We start from the raw sequence: 19,798 nt of genomic DNA, 5'->3' as shown, positions 1-19,798 counted from the left end.
ATGTTCGAACATCTACGGCGCCCCTGGAAGCGCATCATCGCCCCCATCGCCCGCGGCCTGGTTCGTCTGGGCGTGAGCGCCAACGGTGTCACCATCAGCGGAGCCGTAGGCACCACACTGGTAGCCATCGCGACCGGGTTCACCGGCTGGCTCCTGCCCGGGGCCATCGTCCTGGCCATCCTGGTGGCCTTCGACTCCCTGGACGGTTCCGTGGCCGCACTGACCGGCGGTGGCACCCAGTTCGGGGGCTTCCTGGACTCCACCCTTGACCGGATAGCCGACTGGGCCGTCCTGACCGGGGTCATCATCTACCTGCGCCGCCACGAGCTGGCCTGGGTGGCCGATGGCAGCCACCAGGGTCCCGACATCTGGGCCCAGGTGGGCATGGCTGCAGCCCTCTTCGCCATCATGACCTCCTTCGTCACCTCCTACGCCCGGGCCCGGGCCGAGGCCGAGGGGTTCGAGGCCAAGAACGGCATCGCCACCAGATCGGACCGGCTGGTCATCATCCTGGTGGGCATGGCCCTGACCGGGGCCGGGCTGCCCCTGGCCGTGCTCAGCTGCTTCCTGGTACTGCTGGCCCTGTTGGGCGTCGTCACTGTCTGGCAGCGGATCAGCCACGTCGCCAAGGATATGAGTCGCAACCCACAGCCTGCCAACCCCAACCACGAGTGAGCCTATGCCGGACCGACTGCTCATCTTTCTGGCGCAGCACGCGCGCCTAGTGCCCGAGCGGCTGCTACGCGGCCTCTTCCTGGCGGCAGCCGACCTCTGCTGGCTCTTTCGGATAGGCGGCGTCAGACAGTTGGAGCGCAACCTGGCTCATGTCATGCCAGAGGCCGACCGTCGTAGTCTGAGGCGCACCTCGCGCCAGGGCATGCGCTCCTACTTTGTCTACTTCGTTGAGGCACTGACCGTGGGGGCACGCACCAAGGAGCAGCTGCTGGCACGCATACACGGTGGCGGCAACGCCTACCCGGATCCGGCCAAGACCGATATCAGCCTGCGCTCCCTGCCCATCGGCATGGGCCACCAGGGCAACTGGGACTACGCAGGCTTCTGGGCCTGTTCCACGGTCGGCCAGGTCACCACGGTGGCCGAGCGACTGCGGGACCAGGGGATGCTCAAAACCTTTGCGGACATCCGTGGCCGCCTAGGCATGAACATCCTGCTGACCGGTGAGCCGGACATCATCGGCCGTCTGACAACCCTGCTGCGGAAGCCTGACCAGGTAGTGCCCCTACTGGCCGACCGGGATCTAAGCCGCCGAGGCGTCTTCGTCAAGGCCTTCAACTCCTGGATTCGCGTGGCCGCAGGTCCTGCCGTCATAGCCCTGGATGCCCGTCTGCCCCTCTATACCGTGAATATGCACAGGGAAAAGCTGACGGGGAAGCGCCGGCGGCAGGCCAAGACCCCCTACGGCTATGTCTGCCAGGTGGACGGGCCCATCGCCATCGAGACCTACCTGGACATGCCCCGGGAGCAGGCTATCAACGATCTGACCCAGGCCTGGGTGGACCAGTGGGCCCAGGGTATTCGCGAGCATCCCGAGGACTGGCACATGCTCCAGCCGATTTTCCTTGAGGATCTGGATCTTTCCCGGATGCACGACCTGCCGGACTTCATCCTGGCCCAGGCATCCAAAAACAAGAGAGGTGACGGGCATGAAGGCACCCGAGCAAAGGCCTGAGCAGGAGCAAGAACGGGCCGCCATCAAGGCGCCTCTGCGAGTGGGGATCATCTCGCCCTACTCCTTCGAGACCCCGGGTGGCGTCCAACTGCACATCCGCGACTTCGCCAGGCATCTTATGGACCGTGGCCACCAGGTGCAGGTTCTGGCCCCGGGCCGACGCACCCAGGACATGCCCCTCTGGGTGCAGACCACCGGCTCCTCCTTCTCCATCCCCTACAACGGATCCGTGGCCAACCTGAGCTACTTCGGCGTGGCCGGTCACAAGACCCGGCAGTGGGTTAGGCAGGGCCACTTCGACATTCTGCACCTGCACGAGCCCGAGGTGCCATCCCTGAGCCACAAGCCCTTGAGGCCCGGATTCATTCCCTGCCCCTATGTGGCCACCTTCCATGCGGCCTTCGATTCGACCCCGCTGGCCCTGAGGCTGACCAGACGCTACCTGCGCCGATACCTGGCCAATATCAGCCAGGCCATCTTCGTCAGCCCCTCGGCCATGCAGAACGCCCGGAATCTGCTCGATCCGGGCATACCCAGTCAGATCATCCCCAACGGTATCGAGACCAGTGCCCTGCGCAATGCCCGTCCACGCCCGGAATGGCAGGGGAGCGAGCGTGAACCCACCATCGGATTCCTGGGACGGATGAAGGAGGAGCGCAAGGGGTTCAAAATCTTGGCCCAGGCCGCACCTGCCATTCTGCAGCGCGTGCCCGGAGCCCGCTTCCTGTGTGCAGGGGACGGCCAAGCAGAGGCACGGAAAATACTTGAGGACGCCGATCCCGGACTGGCCCAGCACTTCACCTTCCTGGGTCGGATCAGCGACGAGGACAAGGCCTCCTTCTACCACAGCCTGGGCCTGTATGTAGCCCCGCAGACCGGGGGAGAGAGCTTTGGCATCGTGCTGGTTGAGGCCATGGCGGCAGGATGCCCGGTTGTGGCCTCGGACCTGCCAGCCTTCGAGGACGTCTCCCAGAAGGGCCGCAGCGCGCGTCTGTTCGCCACCGGAAACCCCCAGGACTGCGCCAGGTCGGTCCTTGAACTGCTGGACGACCGACCTGCCCGCCTGAACCTGGCCTCGTGCGGGATGCGGCGGGCCAGCGACTACGACTGGGAGCGGGTCACCGACCAGGTCCTGGATGTCTACGCCCAGGCCTTGGCAGCCCGGCCCGATCATCGCCGGGGCCTGTTGGGCAGGCTGGTGGGTCGGAAGGCTGGTTCTCCTTACGATGAAGCCCCAACGGAAGGGCCTGAAAACCCGTAAAATTGTCGAAGAGCGGAACTAGAATTCCATTCGTTTACGCATTCGTACCGTCAGGAGACATATGTCAGGGCATTCGAAGTGGGCGACCACCAAGCACAAGAAAGCAGCCATCGACGCTAAGCGTGGCAAGCTCTTCGCCAAGCTGATCAAGAACATCGAGATCGCTGCCCGCACCGGCGGCGGTGACCCCGACGGCAACCCCACCCTCTACGACGCCATCGTCAAGGCCAAGAAGTCCTCCGTGCCCGCAGACAACATCACCAGGGCCGTCAAGCGCGGCTCGGGCGAGGAGGCTGGAGCAGCCAACTACGAGACCATCGTCTACGAGGGCTACGCTCCTGCCGGCGTGGGCATCATCATCGAGTGTCTGACCGACAACCGCAACCGCGCGGCCGCCGAGGTCCGTTCCACCCTGACCAAGGGAGGCGGCTCCCTGGCGCAGAACGGATCGGTCAGCTTCAACTTCGAGCGCAAGGGTCAGATCATCGTCCCCTCGGAGGGACTGGACTACGATACGGTCTTCGAAAAGGCCGCCGAGGCCGGTGCCGAGGACGTGCAGGACAACGGCGAGAGCTACACCGTGCTGACTGCCCCCGGCGACATGGTCAACGTCCGCAAGGCCCTGCAGGACGCCGGCATGGACTACGACTCCGCCGACCTGGTCCTCAACCCCAAGAGCGAGGTCACCCTGGACCTGGACTCCGCCCGCAAGGTCTCCAAGCTGATCGACAACCTGGACGACCTGGACGACGTGCAGGAGATCTACAGCAACTGGACTGCGCCCGACGAGGTCATGGCCCAGTTGGACGACGAGTGACTTTATGATCGTTCTCGGCGTCGATCCGGGGCTCACCCGATGCGGCGTCGGCGTCATTGAAGCCGGTGCATCGCGCCGGCTTTCCTTTGTTCATGTGGACGTCGTGCGCTCGGACCCCGAACAGAGCCAGGACCTGCGGCTGCTGGCCATCTACCAGGGGCTGACGGCCGCCCTGGACCGTTTCAGCCCCGACGTGGTGTCCATCGAGCGGGTCTTTGCCCAGTCCAACCACAACACCGTGCTGGGAACCGCTCAGGCGGCGGGGCTGGCCATGCTGGGGGCGGCGCAGCGGGGGATTCCCGTGGCCCTGCATACCCCTACCGAGGCCAAGATGGCCGTGACCGGCAATGGCCAGGCCGACAAGATCCAGGTGCAGCGGATGGTGGCCCGCATCTTGGGGCTCAACCAGCTGCCCAAGCCCGCCGATGCAGCCGACGCTCTTGCCCAGGCCATCTGCCATGCCCTACGGCCTGCCGGGGCCATCCAGGGCGGGGAACGCGAGGAGCATCTGACCCAGGCCCAACGCCAGTGGGCCGAAGCCTCTGCAAAGTACGGCAAGCATCGGGGAGTCCAGCGAGACATGTAAGCTGATTCGAACAGACGTTCGATTCCATCGAGGGGTGATCAAGTGCTGGCAATGCTGACCGGGCGGGTGGCCGCCATCGAAACGGGCTCCGCCGTCATCGATGTTTCGGGGGTGGGTTTCGAGGTGCGCATGCCCCAGTCGGACCTGGCCTCCATGCGGGCCGAATCCACGGTCACTGTCTACACGTCCCTCTCCCTGACCCAGGATGCACTGACCCTCTACGGATTCCTCAGCCGCACGTCGAAATCCCTCTTCGCCCAGCTGCAGAAGGTCAGCGGCATCGGACCGCGCGTGGCCCTGTCCATACTCGCCACCCTGAACTCGGACCAGCTGGCCCAGGCCGTGGCCGACGGCGACGCTGCGGCCCTGTCCCGGGCGCCCGGCCTGGGCAAGAAGGGCGCTCAAAAGATCATCCTCGAGCTCTCCGGCAAGCTGGATCTGGATGCCGGCACGGGCAGACAGGGACCCGCCCACACCGACGACGGCGCCCACCAGGTGGTCGAGGGACTGATCTCCCTGGGCTGGCTGCAGCGTGATGCCGAGCAGGCCGTGGAGCAGACCTGCAGCGAGGGCGGCTACACCCTGCCCCTGCAGCCGGCCGACATTCCCAAGGTGCTCAAGCAGGCCCTGACCCGGCTGGACAGGGGGCGCTGACCCATGGCTGACAAGCAGATGTCCACCGGGTACATCGACTCCCAGAATGGCGATGCCCAGGAGGAATCCCTGCGGATGGTCTCGGCCAAGCCCATCGAAGGCGAGCCGGTCAGCGACGAGGAGCTGCGTCCGGAAACCCTGGACGGATTCATCGGACAGCCCCGGCTCAAGGCCCAGCTGGGCCTCTTCCTGAAGGCCGCCAAAAAGCGGGACGTGGCCCCCGATCACATCCTTCTGGCGGGCCCTCCAGGCCTGGGCAAGACCACCCTGGCCATGATCGTCGCCCACGAGCTGGAGGTGCCCATCCGCGTCACCTCGGGGCCGGCCGTCCAGCATGCCGGCGACCTGGCCTCCATCCTGAGCTCCCTGGAGGCCGGAGAGGTGCTCTTCATCGACGAGATCCACCGCCTGCCCAGGGCCGCCGAAGAGCTGCTCTACATCGCCATGGAGGACTTCCGCGTGGATGTCATGGTGGGCAAGGGTCCCGGAGCATCCTCCATTCCGCTGACCCTGCCCAGGTTCACGGTCATCGGCGCCACCACCCGTGAGGGCATGCTGCCCTCGCCCCTTCGGGCCCGCTTCGGCTTCACCGCCCACCTGGACTTCTACCCGGAGGATGAGCTGGAGAAGCTAGTCGAGCGGTCGGCCAAGGTCCTGGGCATCGTCCTGCAGGATGACGCAGCTCACCAGCTGGCCCTGCGCTCCCGTGGCACGCCCAGGATCGCCAACCGCCTGTTGCGTCGTGTGCGCGACTGGGCCATAGTCCACGATCTTGACCAGGTCGGCCCTGATGACGTCAAGCAGGCCCTGTCCCTCTACCAGATCGACTCCGAGGGGCTGGACCGTCTGGATCTGGCCGTCCTCAAGGCCATCGTCGACAGTTTCGACGGCGGACCCGTGGGCCTGAACAACCTGGCCGCCATGGTTGGCGAGGAGGCCGAGACGGTCGAGACGGTCTGTGAGCCTTATCTGGTGCGCGAGGGCTTCCTGGTACGCACCCCGAAGGGGCGTGTGGCCACCACCAAGGCCTGGGAGCACCTGGGTCGCAAACCGCCCGAGGATGTCATGAAGCTGTTCTAGACTGGGGTCTTCGCAGCAATGCATATCGCCGTTTGATACCCGCCGAAACAAGGAGTGGAAACAGCCATGGGATCCATGATTTTCATGATCGTCATCATCGCCCTGATGATCGCCATGATGTGGGGAAGCTCCCGCAAGAGCAAGCAGCAGCAGGCCGCGGTCCAGGACTTCCGCCAGTCCCTGCAGCCCGGTGACGAGGTAGCCACCACCACGGGCCTTCTGGGCAAGGTCGTCTCCGTGGACCTGGAGAAGGAACAGGTGGTCATCGACTCCGAGGGTTCGCAGTCCCGCTGGCGCATCCAGGCCATCACCAAGCCGCCCATCGTTCCGGCATACATCCACGATGACGAGGTTGACGAAAACGGCAACCCCCTGCCCGAGGACGCGGATGCGCCCGCCGAGGTCACCGCCGCTGAAGAAGACGACAAAGCCAGCGACAATGCCGACGGTGAGGAAACCGCCGCCGATGATGCTGCCGCCCAAAACTCTGCCGCCTCAGAAGGCAAGGATGATGCCGAGGCTAAGTCGGATACCCAGCCGGATCCTGAAGACGAATCGGACAAGGAAGAGACTGCGGAGAAGTCCGATGACACTGACGAATCGGATGCGTCCAAGGCTGCCAAGGCTTCCAAGACTTCGGATTCGACTTCCACCAAGTCCTGAACCTCATACGCGCGGCACACCTCCCGTCAGGCTGACTCCGAACGGAAACGCGGCGCGCGTATGATGGCCCCGCAACCACTTCCAAGGAGCAAAACAGAAAGAAGATCATGGCTCAATCGGACGATATCAAGGTTGGAGAACTTAAGCAGGTGGGCGATGATGACGCCGCTTATCTGATCTCATTGATCCGTACCATTCCGGATTTTCCCAAGAAGGGGATCCTTTTCAGGGACTTCATCCCCGCCATGTCGGATCCCAGAGGGTTGGCCATCATCCTCGACGCCATGAAGCGCACCCTGCCCGTCAAGCCGGAGGACTTCGACCTGGTGGCCGGGCTTGAGGCACGCGGCTTTCTGATCGGCCCCCAGCTGGCCACCGATCTGGGCAAGGGCTTCCTGCCCATGCGCAAGGCCGGCAAGCTTCCCGAGCCCACCTACAGCCAGGAGTATGCCCTCGAATACGGCAACGCCCGCATCGAAATCGAGCAGGGCTCCCTGCGCCCTGGCCAGCGGGTCCTGATTGTCGACGACCTGATCGCTACCGGCGGTTCCGCCCAGGCAGCAGCACGTCTGGTGGAGCAGGCCGGGGGCCAGGTGGCTGGTTTCAGCTTCGTCATGGAGCTCAACGGTCTGGACGGTCGCAAGGCCCTGGGTGCCTACCCGGTCACCTGCCTGATGAACATGCCTGCCTGAGCACGATTGGGGGACCTTCACCATGGATTTGTACGAATACCAGGCCAGGCAGCTGCTCGCTGAACATGGCATCTCCCAACCCAGGGCCGTCTATGCCTCAACCGCAGAAGAGGCCGGCCAGGCAGCCGACGTCATCGGCTACCCATGCATGATCAAGGGCCAGGCCACCATTGGCCATAGGGGACAGGCCGGAGCCGTCAAGCGAGCCGAGAATCACGATCAGGCCGTAGCCTTGGCCGAGGCCATCCTGCCCATGAACATCGATGGCCATCCGGTCAGCGGAATCCTGGTCACCGAGGCACGCAACATCCTGCACGAGTACTACCTGTCCATCTCGGTGGACCGCACCTCCCGGGACTACGATGTCCTGGCCACGGCCAGCGGCGGCACCGAGGTGGAGACCATCGCCCGCGAGCACCCTGAATCAGTCCGGCGCCTGCACATCGGCCCCCTGGAGGATTTCGACAGGCAGGCCGCCCGCACCATGGCCGAGCGCATCGGCTTCTACCATGCGGATCTGGAGCAGGCCGCGCAGATTCTTCTGGGCATGTGGCACACCTTCCAGGACAGCGACGCGACCCTGGTCGAGATCAACCCCCTGGCCAAGGTGGGCGACCCGGACGACGAGGCCACCAAGCACCTGGACGCCCTCGATGCCAAGATCTCCCTGGACGGGAATGCGGCCTTCCGGCACGACGGCTGGAAACGGTTCACGGACCCGGCGCAGGTCGACCCTCTGGAAGCCAAGGCCAAGGCCGCAGGCCTGCACTACGTCCATCTGGACGGCCAGGTAGGCGTCATCGGCAACGGCGCAGGACTGGTCATGAGCTCCTTGGATGCCGTGGCTGGGTCAGGACGCCGGCAGGGCGTTCCTGTTGGACCCGCGAACTTCCTTGACATCGGCGGCGGCGCCTCGCCCGAGGTCATGCGCACCAGCCTGGACGTGGTCCTCTCCGACCCCAAGGTCCGTTCGGTCATGGTCAATGTCTATGGAGGCATCACCTCCTGCCAGCAGGTGGCCCAGGGCATCCTGGCAGCCGTGAACGCTGCGGGCGAGCAAGACCAGAACGACGACCGGCCCATCGTGGTCCGATTCGACGGCAATGAGGCTGCCGAGGGACTGGACCTGCTGGCCAAGGCCCAAGAGCCTCGGCTCAAGGTGGCCCGCACCATGGAGGAGGCGGCGGACCAGGCCGTGGCCCTGGCCGCCCAGGCAGGAAAGGAGACGGGACGATGACCCTCTTCGTTGAAGACGGCGCCCCCGTCATGGTTCAGGGCATGACCGGTCGCCAGGGCATGGTCCACACGGCCCGCATGATGGCGGCAGGCACCAACATCCAGGCTGGGGTCAACGCCCGCAAGGCCGGAATCAGGGTCGACTTTGACGGCCCTGACGGCCAGGCTCGTCATGTGCCCGTCTATGCCGATTGCGCAGCAGCGCGGCAGGCGACCGGGGCTCGCACCTCCGTGGTCTTCGTCCCGCCCAGATTCGCCAAGGACGCCATGGTCGAGGCCATCGAGGCCGGCATCACCCTGATCGTGGTCATCACCGAGGGCATTCCCGTGGCCGATACCGCTTACTGCGTGGCCCTGGCCAGGGAACGCGGCTGCCGCATCGTCGGCCCCAACTGCCCGGGGCTGATGACCATGTCCGACCGGTCCAACGGCGTCGGGGCAGACCTGGGCATCATCCCACAGGGCATCGCCGGTCGCGGCCCGCTGGGTCTGGTCTCCAAGTCCGGCACCCTGACCTACCAGCTCATGGGGGAGTTGTCCTCCATCGGCTTCACCGCCTGCCTGGGCATCGGCGGCGACCCCATTGTGGGCACTACCATGCTGGAGGCTCTGCAGGCCTTCAACCGCGATCCCGAAACCAAGGCCTGCGTCATGATCGGCGAAATAGGCGGCTCGGCTGAACAGGAGGCCGCCCGCTGGGCCTCCACCCACATGACCAAGCCCATCGTGGCCTATATCGCCGGCTTCACCGCACCAGAGGGCAAGCAGATGGGCCACGCCGGAGCCATCATCTCGAGCGGCAAGGGCACGGCTGCAGACAAGAAGGAAGTGCTTGAGTCCGTCGGCATCCAGGTGGGCACTACACCCGGCGAGACCGCCCGGCTGACACTCGACCTGCTACGGGAGCATGCCATCATATGACCGACAGGGTGAAAGTATGGCTCCGGGGGGCCCTAGAGGCCTTCCTAGCCATACTTATCTACACTGTCGCCCTCGGGGCCTGCATGGCCCTGCTCCTGCTCATCATCTCCATCGAGGAGGGCGGGCCCTCCCTGTCCATGGCCACCGTGGCCCTGACAGAAACCATCACCCTGCTCACTCAAGGCTGCGGGTTCACGGCCGGGGCCCTGACCCTGACCATCATCCCCCTGCTGCTGACCGGCCTGCTGATCTGGATGATCCGCTCCCTGGTCAGTCGGCTGGGCATGTCCGTCGGCGGCTGCATTGCCGGCCTGGTCGTCTGGGTGCTCTGCAGCCTCATCCTCATGCAGGGCAGCCAGACCATCCAGGTGGACACCACCCCGGTCATTCTTTTGCGGACCAGCCTGGTCTTCCTATTGGGTTACGGCTGGGCCTGGGTCCGCTCTGAACCGTTCCGCCAGGCTTTCACCAGACGCATTGAAGAGGTTCTGCCGGTCCAGGTCCGCAGGATCATCCGGCTCGGGCTCACGGCCGGCTTGATCCTCCTGGCTGCCATGCTGGCCGCCGGCCTGATCGCCCTGATCGTCTGGATTGTTCTCTATCACGGAGACGTGGGCCGCCTGTTCAAACTGACACGTATGGGCACCGCCTCGGCTGTGACGACCAGCCTGGCGTCCCTGGCCTGGCTGCCCAATCTGATTGTCTGGGCTGCCTCCTGGCTCTTCGGTGACGGTTTCAAGATAGGCCAGCTGGCCGCCTTCACCCTCTGGTCCGGACACGCCTCAAGCCTGCCCTCGCTGCCCCTCTTTGGGCTTTTCCCAGAGCCTGTCTCCCGGCAGGGGGTTCGTCTGCTCCTGCTCAACCTGCCCCTGCTGGCCGGAGTGGTTGTCGGCATTCTCTTGCTGACCGGGCCCTGGGGTGTCAGAATTCACGCTGCCGTGCGCCAAGCAGGTCTGAAATCCCGAGATACCGCAGTTTGCTTCCTGATGGCAACCCTGGCCATGGTCCTGGCCTGGATGTTCGCCCTGCTCGGTCTTGCCCTGCTTTTCCAGCTCTCCAACGGGGCCCTGGGCCGCCAGCGACTGGCCGGAGTGGGCGTGCCCATAGCCTCCTCCCTGCGCATGATCGGGACCTCCCTGGGGGTCGGCCTGCTGGGAATATGGCTGCTGGCACTTGTCATCGCCGCCCTGATCATCATCAAGGACGTCCTGATTGACTATCTGCGCCAAGCAGACGCCAAAAAGACTTCCGCCCAGGTGGAAAACAAGAAAAAACACAACCAATCACGCGGTCAGGAGGGAAAGGAGCCCAAGGCAACCGACCGAGCAGACACACCACGACAGGTCTCGTCCACCCGCAGACCAGGCAAGTAGGTCCGAAGGTGGCGGGGCGCCTCGGCATTCAAGCATAGGAGTAGGAGTTTCCATGGTCACCACGAATCGAACCATCAACCGAGCGCTGGTCTCGGTCTACCACAAGCAGGGCCTTGAGGCCCTGGCATCGGCCTTCCGCCAGGCAGGCACCGAGGTCGTCTCCACCGGCAGCACCGCAAAGAAGCTGCAGGATCTGGGCGTCCAGGTCACCCCGGTGGAAAAGGTCACCGGTTTTCCCGAAAGTCTTGACGGCCGGGTCAAAACCCTGGACCCGCACATCCACGCCGGGCTATTAGCCGACATGACCAACGCTGATCATGTCCAGCAACTCAAAGACTTGGGCATCGCCCCCTTCGACCTGGTAGTGGTCAACCTCTACCCCTTCGAACAGACCGTCCTTGAGGGTGCCGATGCTGACCAGTGCCTGGAGCGCATCGACATCGGCGGACCCGCCATGATCCGGGCCGCCGCCAAGAACCATGCTAGCGTGGCTGTAATCACCGACCCGGACGACTATGCCCTGGCCGCCGAGCGCATCGCTTCCGGCACCGGTTTCAGCCTGGCCGAGCGCGGACGTCTGGCTGCCAAAGCCTTCGCCCTCACCGCCTCCTATGATGCGGCAATCGCCGAGTGGACTGCACGCACATGGGTCGACGACAAGCAGGACAAGACCGAAGATCAGAAACCGGCTCCGGCACTGACTCGCACTTGGCGTCTGACTAGCCAGCTGCGCTACGGCGAGAACCCCCACCAGAAGGCCGCCCTCTACCTGGATCCGCTGAACCGGGACGGCTTCGCTGCAGCAGAGCACCTGGGCGGGGCCAAGGAAATGAGCTACAACAACTATGTGGACGCCGATGCCGCCTGGCGCTCGGTTTGGGACTTCCCCGACCTTCCCGCAGTAGCCGTGGTCAAGCACTCCAATCCCTGCGGTCTGGCCGTGGGGGAGGACATCGCCCAGGCTCACCGCCGTGCCCACGCCTGCGACCCCATGAGCGCCTATGGCGGGGTTATTGCCGCCAACCGCACTGTCACCCTGACCATGGCCCAGCAGATCAAGCCGGTCTTCACCGAGGTAATCGTGGCACCAGGCTATGAGCTCGAGGCTCTGGACCTGCTGCGGACCAAGAAGAACCTGCGCATCCTGTCTGTCGAGCGCCGCCCGCGTCAACGCCCGGTCATCCGTCAAATCGACGGGGGAGCACTTGTGCAGACGCCCGACCTGATCGATGCCACGGGAGACAATCCCTCCACCTGGCGTCTGGTATCCGGCAGCCCTGCAGACCAGGCAACCATGGACGATCTGACCTTCGCTTGGCGGGCCATCCGCTCAGTCAAGTCCAACGCTGTGCTCTTAGCCAACCAGGGAGCCACCGTGGGCATCGGTATGGGCCAGGTCAACAGGGTGGACTCCAGCCACCTGGCAGTCGAGCGTGCCAACACCCTGGACAAGGGCCGTAACCGGTCCAAAGGTTCGGTAGCTGCATCCGACGCCTTCTTCCCCTTCGCAGACGGTCTGGAGTATCTGATTCAGGCTGGCATCAGGGCCGTGGTGCAGCCGGGAGGTTCCATTCGTGATCCCGAGGTGATCAAGGCCGCCCAGGACGCCGATCTGACCATGTATCTGACCGGAACCCGCCACTTCTTCCACTGATAAAACCAGACCCCTCGGTCAAATGTCGCCCTGCGATAAAATCCTTGACCGCGGGGTCCAATACGGTGATATGCTGAATGAACTGACCAGCGATGATGCTGACTAGGTACCCATAATTCGAAGGAGATATTGTGACCTATCAGACAGTCAATCCCTTTAACAATCAACTGATTAAAACCTACCCCGATGCCACCGACGAGGACCTGGAGAACGCCTTGGCCCGCGGCCATGACCTCTACAAGACCTGGCGCAAGCAAGAAGGCCCCGGAGACCGTCCCGCACAACTGCGCCAAGTCGCCAAGCTCTTCCGTCAGAACGAGGACGCCCTGGCAGCCAACCTGACCCTGGACATGGGCAAGCTGGTGGGCGAGGCTCGCGCCGAGGTGGAGCTGTGCGCAGACATCGCCGACTACTTCGCCGATCACGCCGAGGAGCTGCTGGCTCCCGTCCCCCTGGACAACCCCGCTGGCAAGGCCTACTACGTCAAGCAGGCCACCGGTATCGTGTTCATGGTTGAGCCATGGAACTTCCCCTACTACCAGATCATGCGCGTGTTCGCCCCCAACTTCATTCTGGGCAACCCCATGATCCTCAAGCACGCCTCCAACGTGCCAGGCTCGGCTGTGGCCTTCCAGGAGACCGTGACTGAGGCAGGAGCTCCCGAGGGGAGCTTGACCAACCTCTTCGTCAACTATGAGCAGGTGGACCATGCCATCGCCGATCCCCGCGTCTCAGGCGTGGCCCTGACGGGGTCGGAGCGCGGTGGTGCCTCTGTGGCTAAGTCGGCTGGAGCCAACCTGAAGAAGTCCTCCATGGAGCTGGGCGGCAACGACGTCTTCATCGTCCTGGATGACGCTGACTGGGATCTGCTCAAGAAGGTGGCTCCAGGCGCCAGGCTGACGAACGCCGGCCAGGTCTGCACCTCCTCCAAGCGCTTTATCGTCACGGAGAACCGTTACGACGACTTTGTCTCACTAATCGTCGACGCCTTCTCGCACGCGGTTCTGGGCGATCCCAGCAACCCCGAAACCACCTTGGCCCCCATGTGCATGGTCTCCGCCCGCGACAACCTGGCCAAGCAGGTCGAAAGCGCTGTGGCCGGTGGAGCCAAGGTCGCCTACGGCAATAAGCCCTACGATTCGCCGGGGGCCTTCTTCACCCCGACGGTTCTGACGGACATCGACCGCAACAACCCTGTATACAACCAGGAGATGTTCGGCCCTGTGGCTTCCATTTACAAGGTGGCCAACGAGGATGAGGCCATTGAACTGGCCAACGACTCCAGCTACGGCCTGGGCGGTGTGGTCTTCTCCTCGGATACTGACCATGCGGATGCCCTGGCCCGTCGCATTGAGACCGGCATGACCTTCATCAACGGCGGATGGGTGACCATGCCTGAGCTGCCCTTCGGTGGCGTCAAGAACTCCGGCTACGGCCGCGAGCTCTACAGCCTGGGCTTCGACACCTTCGCCAACGAGCATCTGATCTTCCAGCACAAGAACTGATCTGACTGCTCCGGCTTCTTGTTGAAACAGCGACCGTGCCGTCATCGTCCAAAAGCGGAGGCGGCACGGTCGATTTGCGTCATCAGCGCTGGTAGGCTCGAACCTGCAGAGCATGTGCAGCAGCAAGTGGAGGTCGTTGGGAATGCAGAAACTGGGGAGCATGGCAGACACAGACAAGGCCGAGAACCCAGACCTCAAGCCGCCACAGCCGTCCAAGTCATCTGGTCGAGGCCATCCCTTCGTCTCGGAGGCTCAGGAGGGTCGTCCTATATGTGAGGGCGTCATCTTTCTGGTGGTGCTGATCGCCGCGCTTGTAGCTTTCCTTGGATACACCTGGGCCGCGACTGGACTAGTGTCCGTCGCGGCCCTGGTTTGCGGCGCTCTGCGTCTGACTCTCAAGGATCGCAGCCCTTGGAAGGTTCGATCAGTGCCCTTCGATGCCTTCATCAGCATCGCCCTGGGCATCGGCCTTCTGGTCACCTACTTCAGCATTCAGCTGTTGCTGTGACCCCTTTCAGGCTTTTCGGTCCTCAGTGGTTTAGTTTCCAGTGGGCTTGTCTTTGGATGCCTCGTCACCGTCTTCTGTTTTGGATGCAGTGCGAAGGGGCTCTACCTGAAGGTCGGGAATAGTTCCTGCATCGGCAGGGGCAGCATCATCCTGGCCATCCTCAGCACTCTTGTCTGAATTGGCGTCTTGGCCAGCATCGACATCGGAAAGAGCCGATACATCAACAGTCTGAGCCGTGGTGTCTGCAGGAGCATTTTGAACCGGTGCAGGAGATGCCTGGGTCGATTGATTCTGAGCCTGGACACCCGCGGCAGCAAAAGCATCAACCTGTGCTTCAGCGCCCGCCTGAGTCTGGACACCGGTCGCAGCAAAGGCTTCAGGTTGTGCTTGCGCTTGAGCATCTGCACTTGCCTGTGCAAATGGCTGGGCATCAGTAGCGGTGCCCATGGCGCGCATGGCCATATTGTCGGTGATGATGTTGGTCATGATGATGACCAACGCCACCAGAGAGGCAGCCAGCAGGGGGCAGATCCAGAAGAGCCAGAGCTGCGAGATCGGGCTGACGGCCATGTGCTTGGACTGGGCGAAGATGGCGATGCCGGTAGACCGAGCCGGGTTCAGCCCCGAACAGGTGATGGGGTAGGTGACCAGCACGCCGACGCCGTAGGCCAGCCCAGTATAGAGGGCATGGTTGCGACGTGCGCGGCCGTCGGAGCGCAAGGTGGTGATGGCCGCAGCCACCACGATTATGCATCCGATCAGCTCAGCCACGATGGCCATGGGCGCCCCGAAGGCGATGTGTTGCTGGCCCAGGGTGGCTGCAGCAGGCGAACCGCCGGAAAAACCGTTGACAGAGAACATGAGCCAGGTCCTGTCCGGCACGGACTTGCTGACCGGAATAAGGGCGACGGCGATCGCACCGGCGCCAATAGCACCGATCACCTGGGCGACGATATAGATCAGTCCGTCCACCATGCCGATTTGCGAGGTGAACATGGCGGCGACGGTGACGGCAGGGTTGAAGTGTCCGCCGGAGACGCCGCCCAGCATGGCCGTCACGGCCAGGTAGGTCAGGGCGGTTCCCAGGACCGGCAACACCACACTCGGCTGGCCCATGACCAGTTGGCCGAAGCTGTAGGACAAGTAGATGACCGCGCAGATCAAAAAGGTGCCCGCCAGCTCGGCGGCCGCACGAATCCAACGAACATCACGAGGCCTGATCCGCCTGCGGACGGGCTTTGCGGCAACCTGCCCGTCGGCCTTTTCGAGGACCGGCTCAGCACTTGCTTCCATAGTCATGTTCCCCACCTTGCAATCCCTTCGACGACAATGAACAACAACAGTTTCAAGCTTAGGGCAAGCCAACAACACTTCCTTAGGCTCCGATATAGTATGATATGACCTTTCGGCGGCCGCGGCCGCCCAGAACGGTATCCGTTACATATCTATCGGGCCACGTTGGGAGAACGATGCCACATCCATACACACAGGCGATCAGAGCGCGCGAACAGGGGGAGGAGGGCATCCGCCTCCAGAAGGTGCTGGCCCAGGCCGGATTCGGCTCTCGTCGCAAATGCGAACAGATCATCACCCAGGGCAGGGTCGAGGTCGACGGCGAGCTGGTCACCACCCTGGGCAGCCGGGTTGACCCCTCCCACCAGCAGATCCGCGTGGATGGATCCCGCATCCATCTGAACGACAAGCACGTCACCCTGGCCCTGAACAAGCCTCGCAAGGTCCTTTCGACCATGGACGACCCCAAGGGCCGGTTCACCCTGCGCGACATCATCGGGGACCGCTACGAGCGGGTCTTCCACATGGGCAGACTCGACTACGACTCCGAGGGCCTCATTCTCATGACCGACGACGGGGAGCTGGCCCAGCACGTCATGCACCCGCGCTATGAGGTGGAGAAGACTTATATCGCTACACTCAGCGGCCACATTGGCGGCAATGTCTGCCGACGGCTGGTCACCCAGGGTGTAGAGCTGGACGACGGCCTCATCCGCCTGGACCATTGCGCCATCATCGACCACAACCGCGAGCACACCATCGTCAAGGTGGTCCTGCACTCGGGCAAGAACCGGATAGTCCGGCGCATCTTCGGCGCCATCGGCTACCCGGTGACCCGGCTGGTGCGCACCCAGATCGGCCCCATCCGACTGGGCGAGATTCGTCCTGGCTCCTACCGGGTCCTCTCCGCCGCCGAGATCAAGGCTCTGGATAAGGAGGTCGGACTGTGATCACTGTCGCCATTGATGGCCCTGCGGGAGTGGGCAAGTCCTCCACCTCGCGGGCCCTGGCCAAGCATTTCGGCCTGGCCTATCTGGACACTGGAGCCATGTACCGGGCGGTCACCCTCTGGTGCATGGATCGCGGGCTGGACCTGGACGTGGACCAGCCTGACCAGGAGGCGATCACCGAGGCCGTGGCGGATTCCATCACTGGCGGCCACCTGGTCATGGGGCTTGACCCCGAACGTCCCAGAGTCAGCCTGGATGACCGTGACGTGGATGAAGAGATACGCTCAACTGAGGTATCCGAACAAGTCTCCGTGGTCTCTTCGATTCCAGCTGTGCGACATATCCTCATCGCCGCCCAGCGAGCCATCATGGCCGACCAGGAGCGGGGTGTGGTGACCGAAGGGCGAGACATCACCACCGTGGTGGCCCCGGACGCCCAGGTCCGTGTGCTGCTGACAGCCCGTGAAGAGGTCCGCCAGGCCCGTCGCAGCGGCCAGGCTCAGGCCGGATCAGCCGGCGCCGAGGATCTGGCTGCCCGGGATGCCCGGGATTCCAAGGTCACCTCCTTCATGAGCGCCGCCGACGGGGTTACTACTGTAGACAACTCCGATCTGTCCTTCGAACAAACCCTGCAGGTCCTGATTGATCTGGTCTCCTCGGCCATGGAGGAGGACTCCTATGACGAGTACGCTCGCAACCTTGACGACTACGAACTGGACGAAGAAGACCGTGCCCTGCTGGAGGGCGGCTCTGAAAACCAGAATGACCAGGACCAAGGCCCTAAGGCCGTAGGCGTTCTGGCCGTGGTGGGAAGGCCCAACGTGGGCAAGTCCACCCTGGTCAACAGGATTCTCGGACGCCGTGCCGCTGTGGTCGAGGACACCCCTGGCGTGACCAGAGACCGGGTCAGCTACGAGGCCGAGTGGGCCGGCACCCAATTCAAGCTGGTGGACACCGGCGGCTGGGAGAGCGATGTGGAGGGCATCGAATCCGCCATCGCATCCCAGGCGCAGGTAGCCGTATCACTGGCTGATGCCGTCATTCTGGTCGTGGATGGCCAGGTGGGGCTGACCGCCAGCGACGAACGGATCGTCACCATGCTGCGAGCCGCGGGCAAGCCAGTCGTCCTGGCCGTCAACAAGCTGGATGATCGGATGGCCGACTACACCGCTTCCGAATTCTGGAAGCTTGGGCTGGGTGAACCCTATGCCATCTCCGCCATGCACGGCCGGGGGATAGGCGACCTGCTGGATGCGGCGCTAGAACAGCTCAGCAAGGCCGAGAAGACCTCGGGATTCCTCACCCCGGAGGGTCTGCGCCGAGTGGCCCTGGTCGGACGACCCAACGTCGGCAAGTCCTCCTTGCTCAACCAGCTGGCTCACGAGGAGCGGGCCGTCGTTCACGATGTGGCGGGCACCACCCGCGATCCGGTCGACGAAGTGGTACAGGTGGACGGCGAGGACTGGCTCTTCATCGACACCGCCGGCATCAAGCGCCGCCTGCATAAAATCTCGGGTGCCGAGTACTACTCCAGCCTGCGCACGCAGGCGGCCATCGAACGTTCGGAACTGGCGCTCATCCTCTTCGATGCCTCCCAGCCCATAGCTGACCAAGACTTGAAGGTCATGAGCCAGGCCGTGGATGCTGGTCGGGCCATCGTCCTGGTCTTTAACAAGTGGGATCTGCTGGACGACTTCGGTCGGCAGCGTCTTGAGCGACTCTGGCAGACCGAATTCGACCGGGTCACCTGGGCCGAGCGGGTCAACCTGTCTGCGAAGACCGGCTGGCACACCAACCGGCTGGCCAGGGCCATGCGGACCGCTCTGGAATCGTGGGACAAGCGCATACCGACCGGCAAGCTCAACTCCTTCCTAGGCAAGGTTCAGGCTGCACACCCGCATCCGCTGCGGGGCGGCAAGCAGCCAAGGATTCTCTTCGCCACCCAGGCCTCCACCAGGCCACCGCGTTTCGTGATCTTCGCCACCGGCTTTCTGGAGCACGGCTACCGCCGCTATCTGGAACGCTGCCTGCGCGAGGAGTTCGGCTTCGAGGGCACTCCCATCCAGATCTCCGTGCATATCCGCGAGAAAAAGAAGCGCAAATAAAGATGGTAGAAGGTCCCTAGCCCGGCTCTTAAGTCAGCCTAGGGACCTTTTCATACCCCTGCAGATTGGGCGCAGCACATCGATCATCTCACTCCAATAGCCTCGCAATGCAAACTTGGCTGACAGTATTTGTGTCTGTCCCCCAGTTCGGATTTTATTGATTAACCTTTGGGTTACTTAAACAAGATCTCTTGACTATTACTACCGATATTAATTCGGAGTCTGCACATTGAGTAAGGAGTAAATATGATATTTAAGAAAATAGCACACTTAACTCAGGCAAATGCAGACCAGATCGCTAGAAAATGGCACTATGGTGGCCAATACAGCTTTTATGATATGGAAAATGATCTAGAGGATCTTGAAGAGATAATCACTCCGAAGTTGCGCGGAGATAAGTATTACCAGGTTGTGGACGATCAAGATGAACTGGTTGGTTATTTTTGCCTGGAAAGGCTATCAGAGGTAAAAGTAGAAGTTGGTTTAGGATTGAGACCGGATTTGACTGGACACGGGTTGGGATTAAATTTCGTCAAAGGAATCGGAGAATTCATACAGAATAATTTTAATTATAGAATTATTGTTCTTTCAGTAGCCAGCTTCAATAAACGTGCAATTAAAGTTTATCAGGGCGCAGGATTTAAAATAACGGGTTCTAAAATGCAAAAATCGAACGATGGCGTATATGAATTCCTTAATTTAAGCAAGACTATGGATCGGTAATAGGACGTACGAACTTCCCTGAGATCTAAACTGACTAAATGGCTAAACGAATTTTATAGCATGCACGCAGAAGATCGCCGGGTGTGT

The 19,798-nt window shown here is 62.7% G+C and carries 19 protein-coding genes; 18 read left to right on the top strand and 1 reads right to left on the bottom strand.

What is annotated here, in order from left to right:
• From pgsA to ACUIAI_RS03375, 15 genes are all read left to right on the top strand, one after another.
• Complete coding sequence (gene pgsA / locus ACUIAI_RS03445) at nt 1-675, top strand: phosphatidylinositol phosphate synthase (RefSeq protein WP_445342652.1); 675 nt, start codon at nt 1-3, stop codon at nt 673-675.
• Between the two features lie 4 nt (nt 676-679).
• Complete coding sequence (locus ACUIAI_RS03440; RefSeq protein WP_445342651.1) at nt 680-1,690, top strand: phosphatidylinositol mannoside acyltransferase; 1,011 nt, start codon at nt 680-682, stop codon at nt 1,688-1,690.
• On the top strand, nt 1,665-2,951 hold the full coding sequence (locus tag ACUIAI_RS03435; RefSeq protein ID WP_445342650.1) for a glycosyltransferase family 4 protein: 1,287 nt from the start codon (nt 1,665-1,667) through the stop codon (nt 2,949-2,951). Before ACUIAI_RS03440 ends, ACUIAI_RS03435 begins: the two co-directional genes overlap by 26 nt.
• Nucleotides 2,952-3,012: 61 nt before the next feature.
• Entirely contained in the window at nt 3,013-3,768 is a 756-nt protein-coding gene (locus ACUIAI_RS03430; protein ID WP_024627747.1) for a YebC/PmpR family DNA-binding transcriptional regulator, read from the top strand.
• A gap of 4 nt (nt 3,769-3,772) precedes the next feature.
• On the top strand, nt 3,773-4,354 hold the full coding sequence (gene ruvC, locus ACUIAI_RS03425) for a crossover junction endodeoxyribonuclease RuvC (RefSeq protein WP_445342649.1): 582 nt from the start codon (nt 3,773-3,775) through the stop codon (nt 4,352-4,354).
• Nucleotides 4,355-4,396: 42 nt separating this feature from the next.
• Nucleotides 4,397-5,008, top strand: a complete 612-nt coding sequence (gene ruvA, locus ACUIAI_RS03420; RefSeq protein WP_445342648.1) for a Holliday junction branch migration protein RuvA — start codon at nt 4,397-4,399, stop codon at nt 5,006-5,008.
• A 3-nt stretch (nt 5,009-5,011) separates the two neighbouring features.
• Entirely contained in the window at nt 5,012-6,088 is a 1,077-nt protein-coding gene (gene ruvB, locus ACUIAI_RS03415; RefSeq protein WP_445342647.1) for a Holliday junction branch migration DNA helicase RuvB, read from the top strand.
• A gap of 66 nt (nt 6,089-6,154) precedes the next feature.
• Nucleotides 6,155-6,751, top strand: a complete 597-nt coding sequence (locus tag ACUIAI_RS03410; RefSeq protein WP_082067684.1) for a preprotein translocase subunit YajC — start codon at nt 6,155-6,157, stop codon at nt 6,749-6,751.
• Nucleotides 6,752-6,858: 107 nt separating this feature from the next.
• A complete protein-coding gene (locus ACUIAI_RS03405) occupies nt 6,859-7,443 on the top strand; it encodes an adenine phosphoribosyltransferase (RefSeq protein ID WP_110412910.1) in 585 nt (194 codons plus the stop codon).
• Between the two features lie 22 nt (nt 7,444-7,465).
• The gene (sucC, locus tag ACUIAI_RS03400) at nt 7,466-8,680 is read left to right on the top strand and encodes an ADP-forming succinate--CoA ligase subunit beta (protein ID WP_313841980.1); all 1,215 of its coding nucleotides are present in this window, start codon (nt 7,466-7,468) and stop codon (nt 8,678-8,680) included.
• Nucleotides 8,677-9,600: a succinate--CoA ligase subunit alpha gene (sucD, locus tag ACUIAI_RS03395; RefSeq protein WP_445342646.1), complete on the top strand. Its 924-nt coding sequence runs from the start codon at nt 8,677-8,679 to the stop codon at nt 9,598-9,600. The genes sucC and sucD overlap by 4 nt, the downstream gene beginning before the upstream one ends.
• Complete coding sequence (locus ACUIAI_RS03390; protein ID WP_445342645.1) at nt 9,597-10,973, top strand: cell division protein PerM; 1,377 nt, start codon at nt 9,597-9,599, stop codon at nt 10,971-10,973. The genes sucD and ACUIAI_RS03390 overlap by 4 nt, the downstream gene beginning before the upstream one ends.
• Before the next feature lie 52 nt (nt 10,974-11,025).
• Entirely contained in the window at nt 11,026-12,627 is a 1,602-nt protein-coding gene (purH, locus tag ACUIAI_RS03385; RefSeq protein WP_445342644.1) for a bifunctional phosphoribosylaminoimidazolecarboxamide formyltransferase/IMP cyclohydrolase, read from the top strand.
• A gap of 131 nt (nt 12,628-12,758) precedes the next feature.
• Complete coding sequence (locus tag ACUIAI_RS03380) at nt 12,759-14,132, top strand: NAD-dependent succinate-semialdehyde dehydrogenase (protein ID WP_445342643.1); 1,374 nt, start codon at nt 12,759-12,761, stop codon at nt 14,130-14,132.
• A 160-nt stretch (nt 14,133-14,292) separates the two neighbouring features.
• Nucleotides 14,293-14,640, top strand: a complete 348-nt coding sequence (locus ACUIAI_RS03375) for a DUF3017 domain-containing protein (protein WP_445342642.1) — start codon at nt 14,293-14,295, stop codon at nt 14,638-14,640.
• Nucleotides 14,641-14,670: 30 nt separating this feature from the next.
• On the opposite strand, the gene ACUIAI_RS03370 is transcribed toward ACUIAI_RS03375, so the two are convergent.
• On the bottom strand, nt 14,671-15,939 hold the full coding sequence (locus ACUIAI_RS03370) for an aquaporin (RefSeq protein ID WP_445342641.1): 1,269 nt from the start codon (nt 15,937-15,939) through the stop codon (nt 14,671-14,673).
• Between the two features lie 170 nt (nt 15,940-16,109).
• Between ACUIAI_RS03370 and ACUIAI_RS03365 the strand changes: the two genes are divergently transcribed.
• From ACUIAI_RS03365 to ACUIAI_RS03355, 3 genes are all read left to right on the top strand, one after another.
• A complete protein-coding gene (locus ACUIAI_RS03365; protein WP_024627734.1) occupies nt 16,110-16,883 on the top strand; it encodes a pseudouridine synthase in 774 nt (257 codons plus the stop codon).
• Nucleotides 16,880-18,988 (top strand): bifunctional cytidylate kinase/GTPase Der, encoded by a 2,109-nt coding sequence (gene der, locus ACUIAI_RS03360; RefSeq protein WP_445342640.1) that lies wholly within the window; start codon nt 16,880-16,882, stop codon nt 18,986-18,988. The genes ACUIAI_RS03365 and der overlap by 4 nt, the downstream gene beginning before the upstream one ends.
• 246 nt (nt 18,989-19,234) lie before the next feature.
• Entirely contained in the window at nt 19,235-19,711 is a 477-nt protein-coding gene (locus ACUIAI_RS03355) for a GNAT family N-acetyltransferase (RefSeq protein WP_445342639.1), read from the top strand.
• Nucleotides 19,712-19,798 lie beyond the last annotated feature (87 nt).

Source organism: Bifidobacterium sp. ESL0827 (genome assembly GCF_052606685.1).
This window is presented reverse-complemented; position numbering and strand designations above follow the sequence as displayed.

Excerpts from the sequence above, each read along its gene's own strand:
- pgsA (WP_445342652.1), top strand. The coding sequence starts at position 1 with ATGTTCGAACATCTACGGCGCCCCTGGAAGCGCATCATCGCCCCCATC.
- ACUIAI_RS03440 (WP_445342651.1), top strand. The coding sequence starts at position 680 with ATGCCGGACCGACTGCTCATCTTTCTGGCGCAGCACGCGCGCCTAGTG.
- ACUIAI_RS03435 (WP_445342650.1), top strand. The coding sequence starts at position 1,665 with ATGAAGGCACCCGAGCAAAGGCCTGAGCAGGAGCAAGAACGGGCCGCC.
- ACUIAI_RS03430 (WP_024627747.1), top strand. The coding sequence starts at position 3,013 with ATGTCAGGGCATTCGAAGTGGGCGACCACCAAGCACAAGAAAGCAGCC.
- ruvC (WP_445342649.1), top strand. The coding sequence starts at position 3,773 with ATGATCGTTCTCGGCGTCGATCCGGGGCTCACCCGATGCGGCGTCGGC.
- ruvB (WP_445342647.1), top strand. The coding sequence starts at position 5,012 with ATGGCTGACAAGCAGATGTCCACCGGGTACATCGACTCCCAGAATGGC.
- ACUIAI_RS03410 (WP_082067684.1), top strand. The coding sequence starts at position 6,155 with ATGGGATCCATGATTTTCATGATCGTCATCATCGCCCTGATGATCGCC.
- ACUIAI_RS03405 (WP_110412910.1), top strand. The coding sequence starts at position 6,859 with ATGGCTCAATCGGACGATATCAAGGTTGGAGAACTTAAGCAGGTGGGC.
- sucC (WP_313841980.1), top strand. The coding sequence starts at position 7,466 with ATGGATTTGTACGAATACCAGGCCAGGCAGCTGCTCGCTGAACATGGC.
- sucD (WP_445342646.1), top strand. The coding sequence starts at position 8,677 with ATGACCCTCTTCGTTGAAGACGGCGCCCCCGTCATGGTTCAGGGCATG.
- ACUIAI_RS03390 (WP_445342645.1), top strand. The coding sequence starts at position 9,597 with ATGACCGACAGGGTGAAAGTATGGCTCCGGGGGGCCCTAGAGGCCTTC.
- purH (WP_445342644.1), top strand. The coding sequence starts at position 11,026 with ATGGTCACCACGAATCGAACCATCAACCGAGCGCTGGTCTCGGTCTAC.
- ACUIAI_RS03375 (WP_445342642.1), top strand. The coding sequence starts at position 14,293 with ATGGCAGACACAGACAAGGCCGAGAACCCAGACCTCAAGCCGCCACAG.
- ACUIAI_RS03370 (WP_445342641.1), bottom strand. The coding sequence starts at position 15,939 with ATGACTATGGAAGCAAGTGCTGAGCCGGTCCTCGAAAAGGCCGACGGG.
- ACUIAI_RS03365 (WP_024627734.1), top strand. The coding sequence starts at position 16,110 with ATGCCACATCCATACACACAGGCGATCAGAGCGCGCGAACAGGGGGAG.
- ACUIAI_RS03355 (WP_445342639.1), top strand. The coding sequence starts at position 19,235 with ATGATATTTAAGAAAATAGCACACTTAACTCAGGCAAATGCAGACCAG.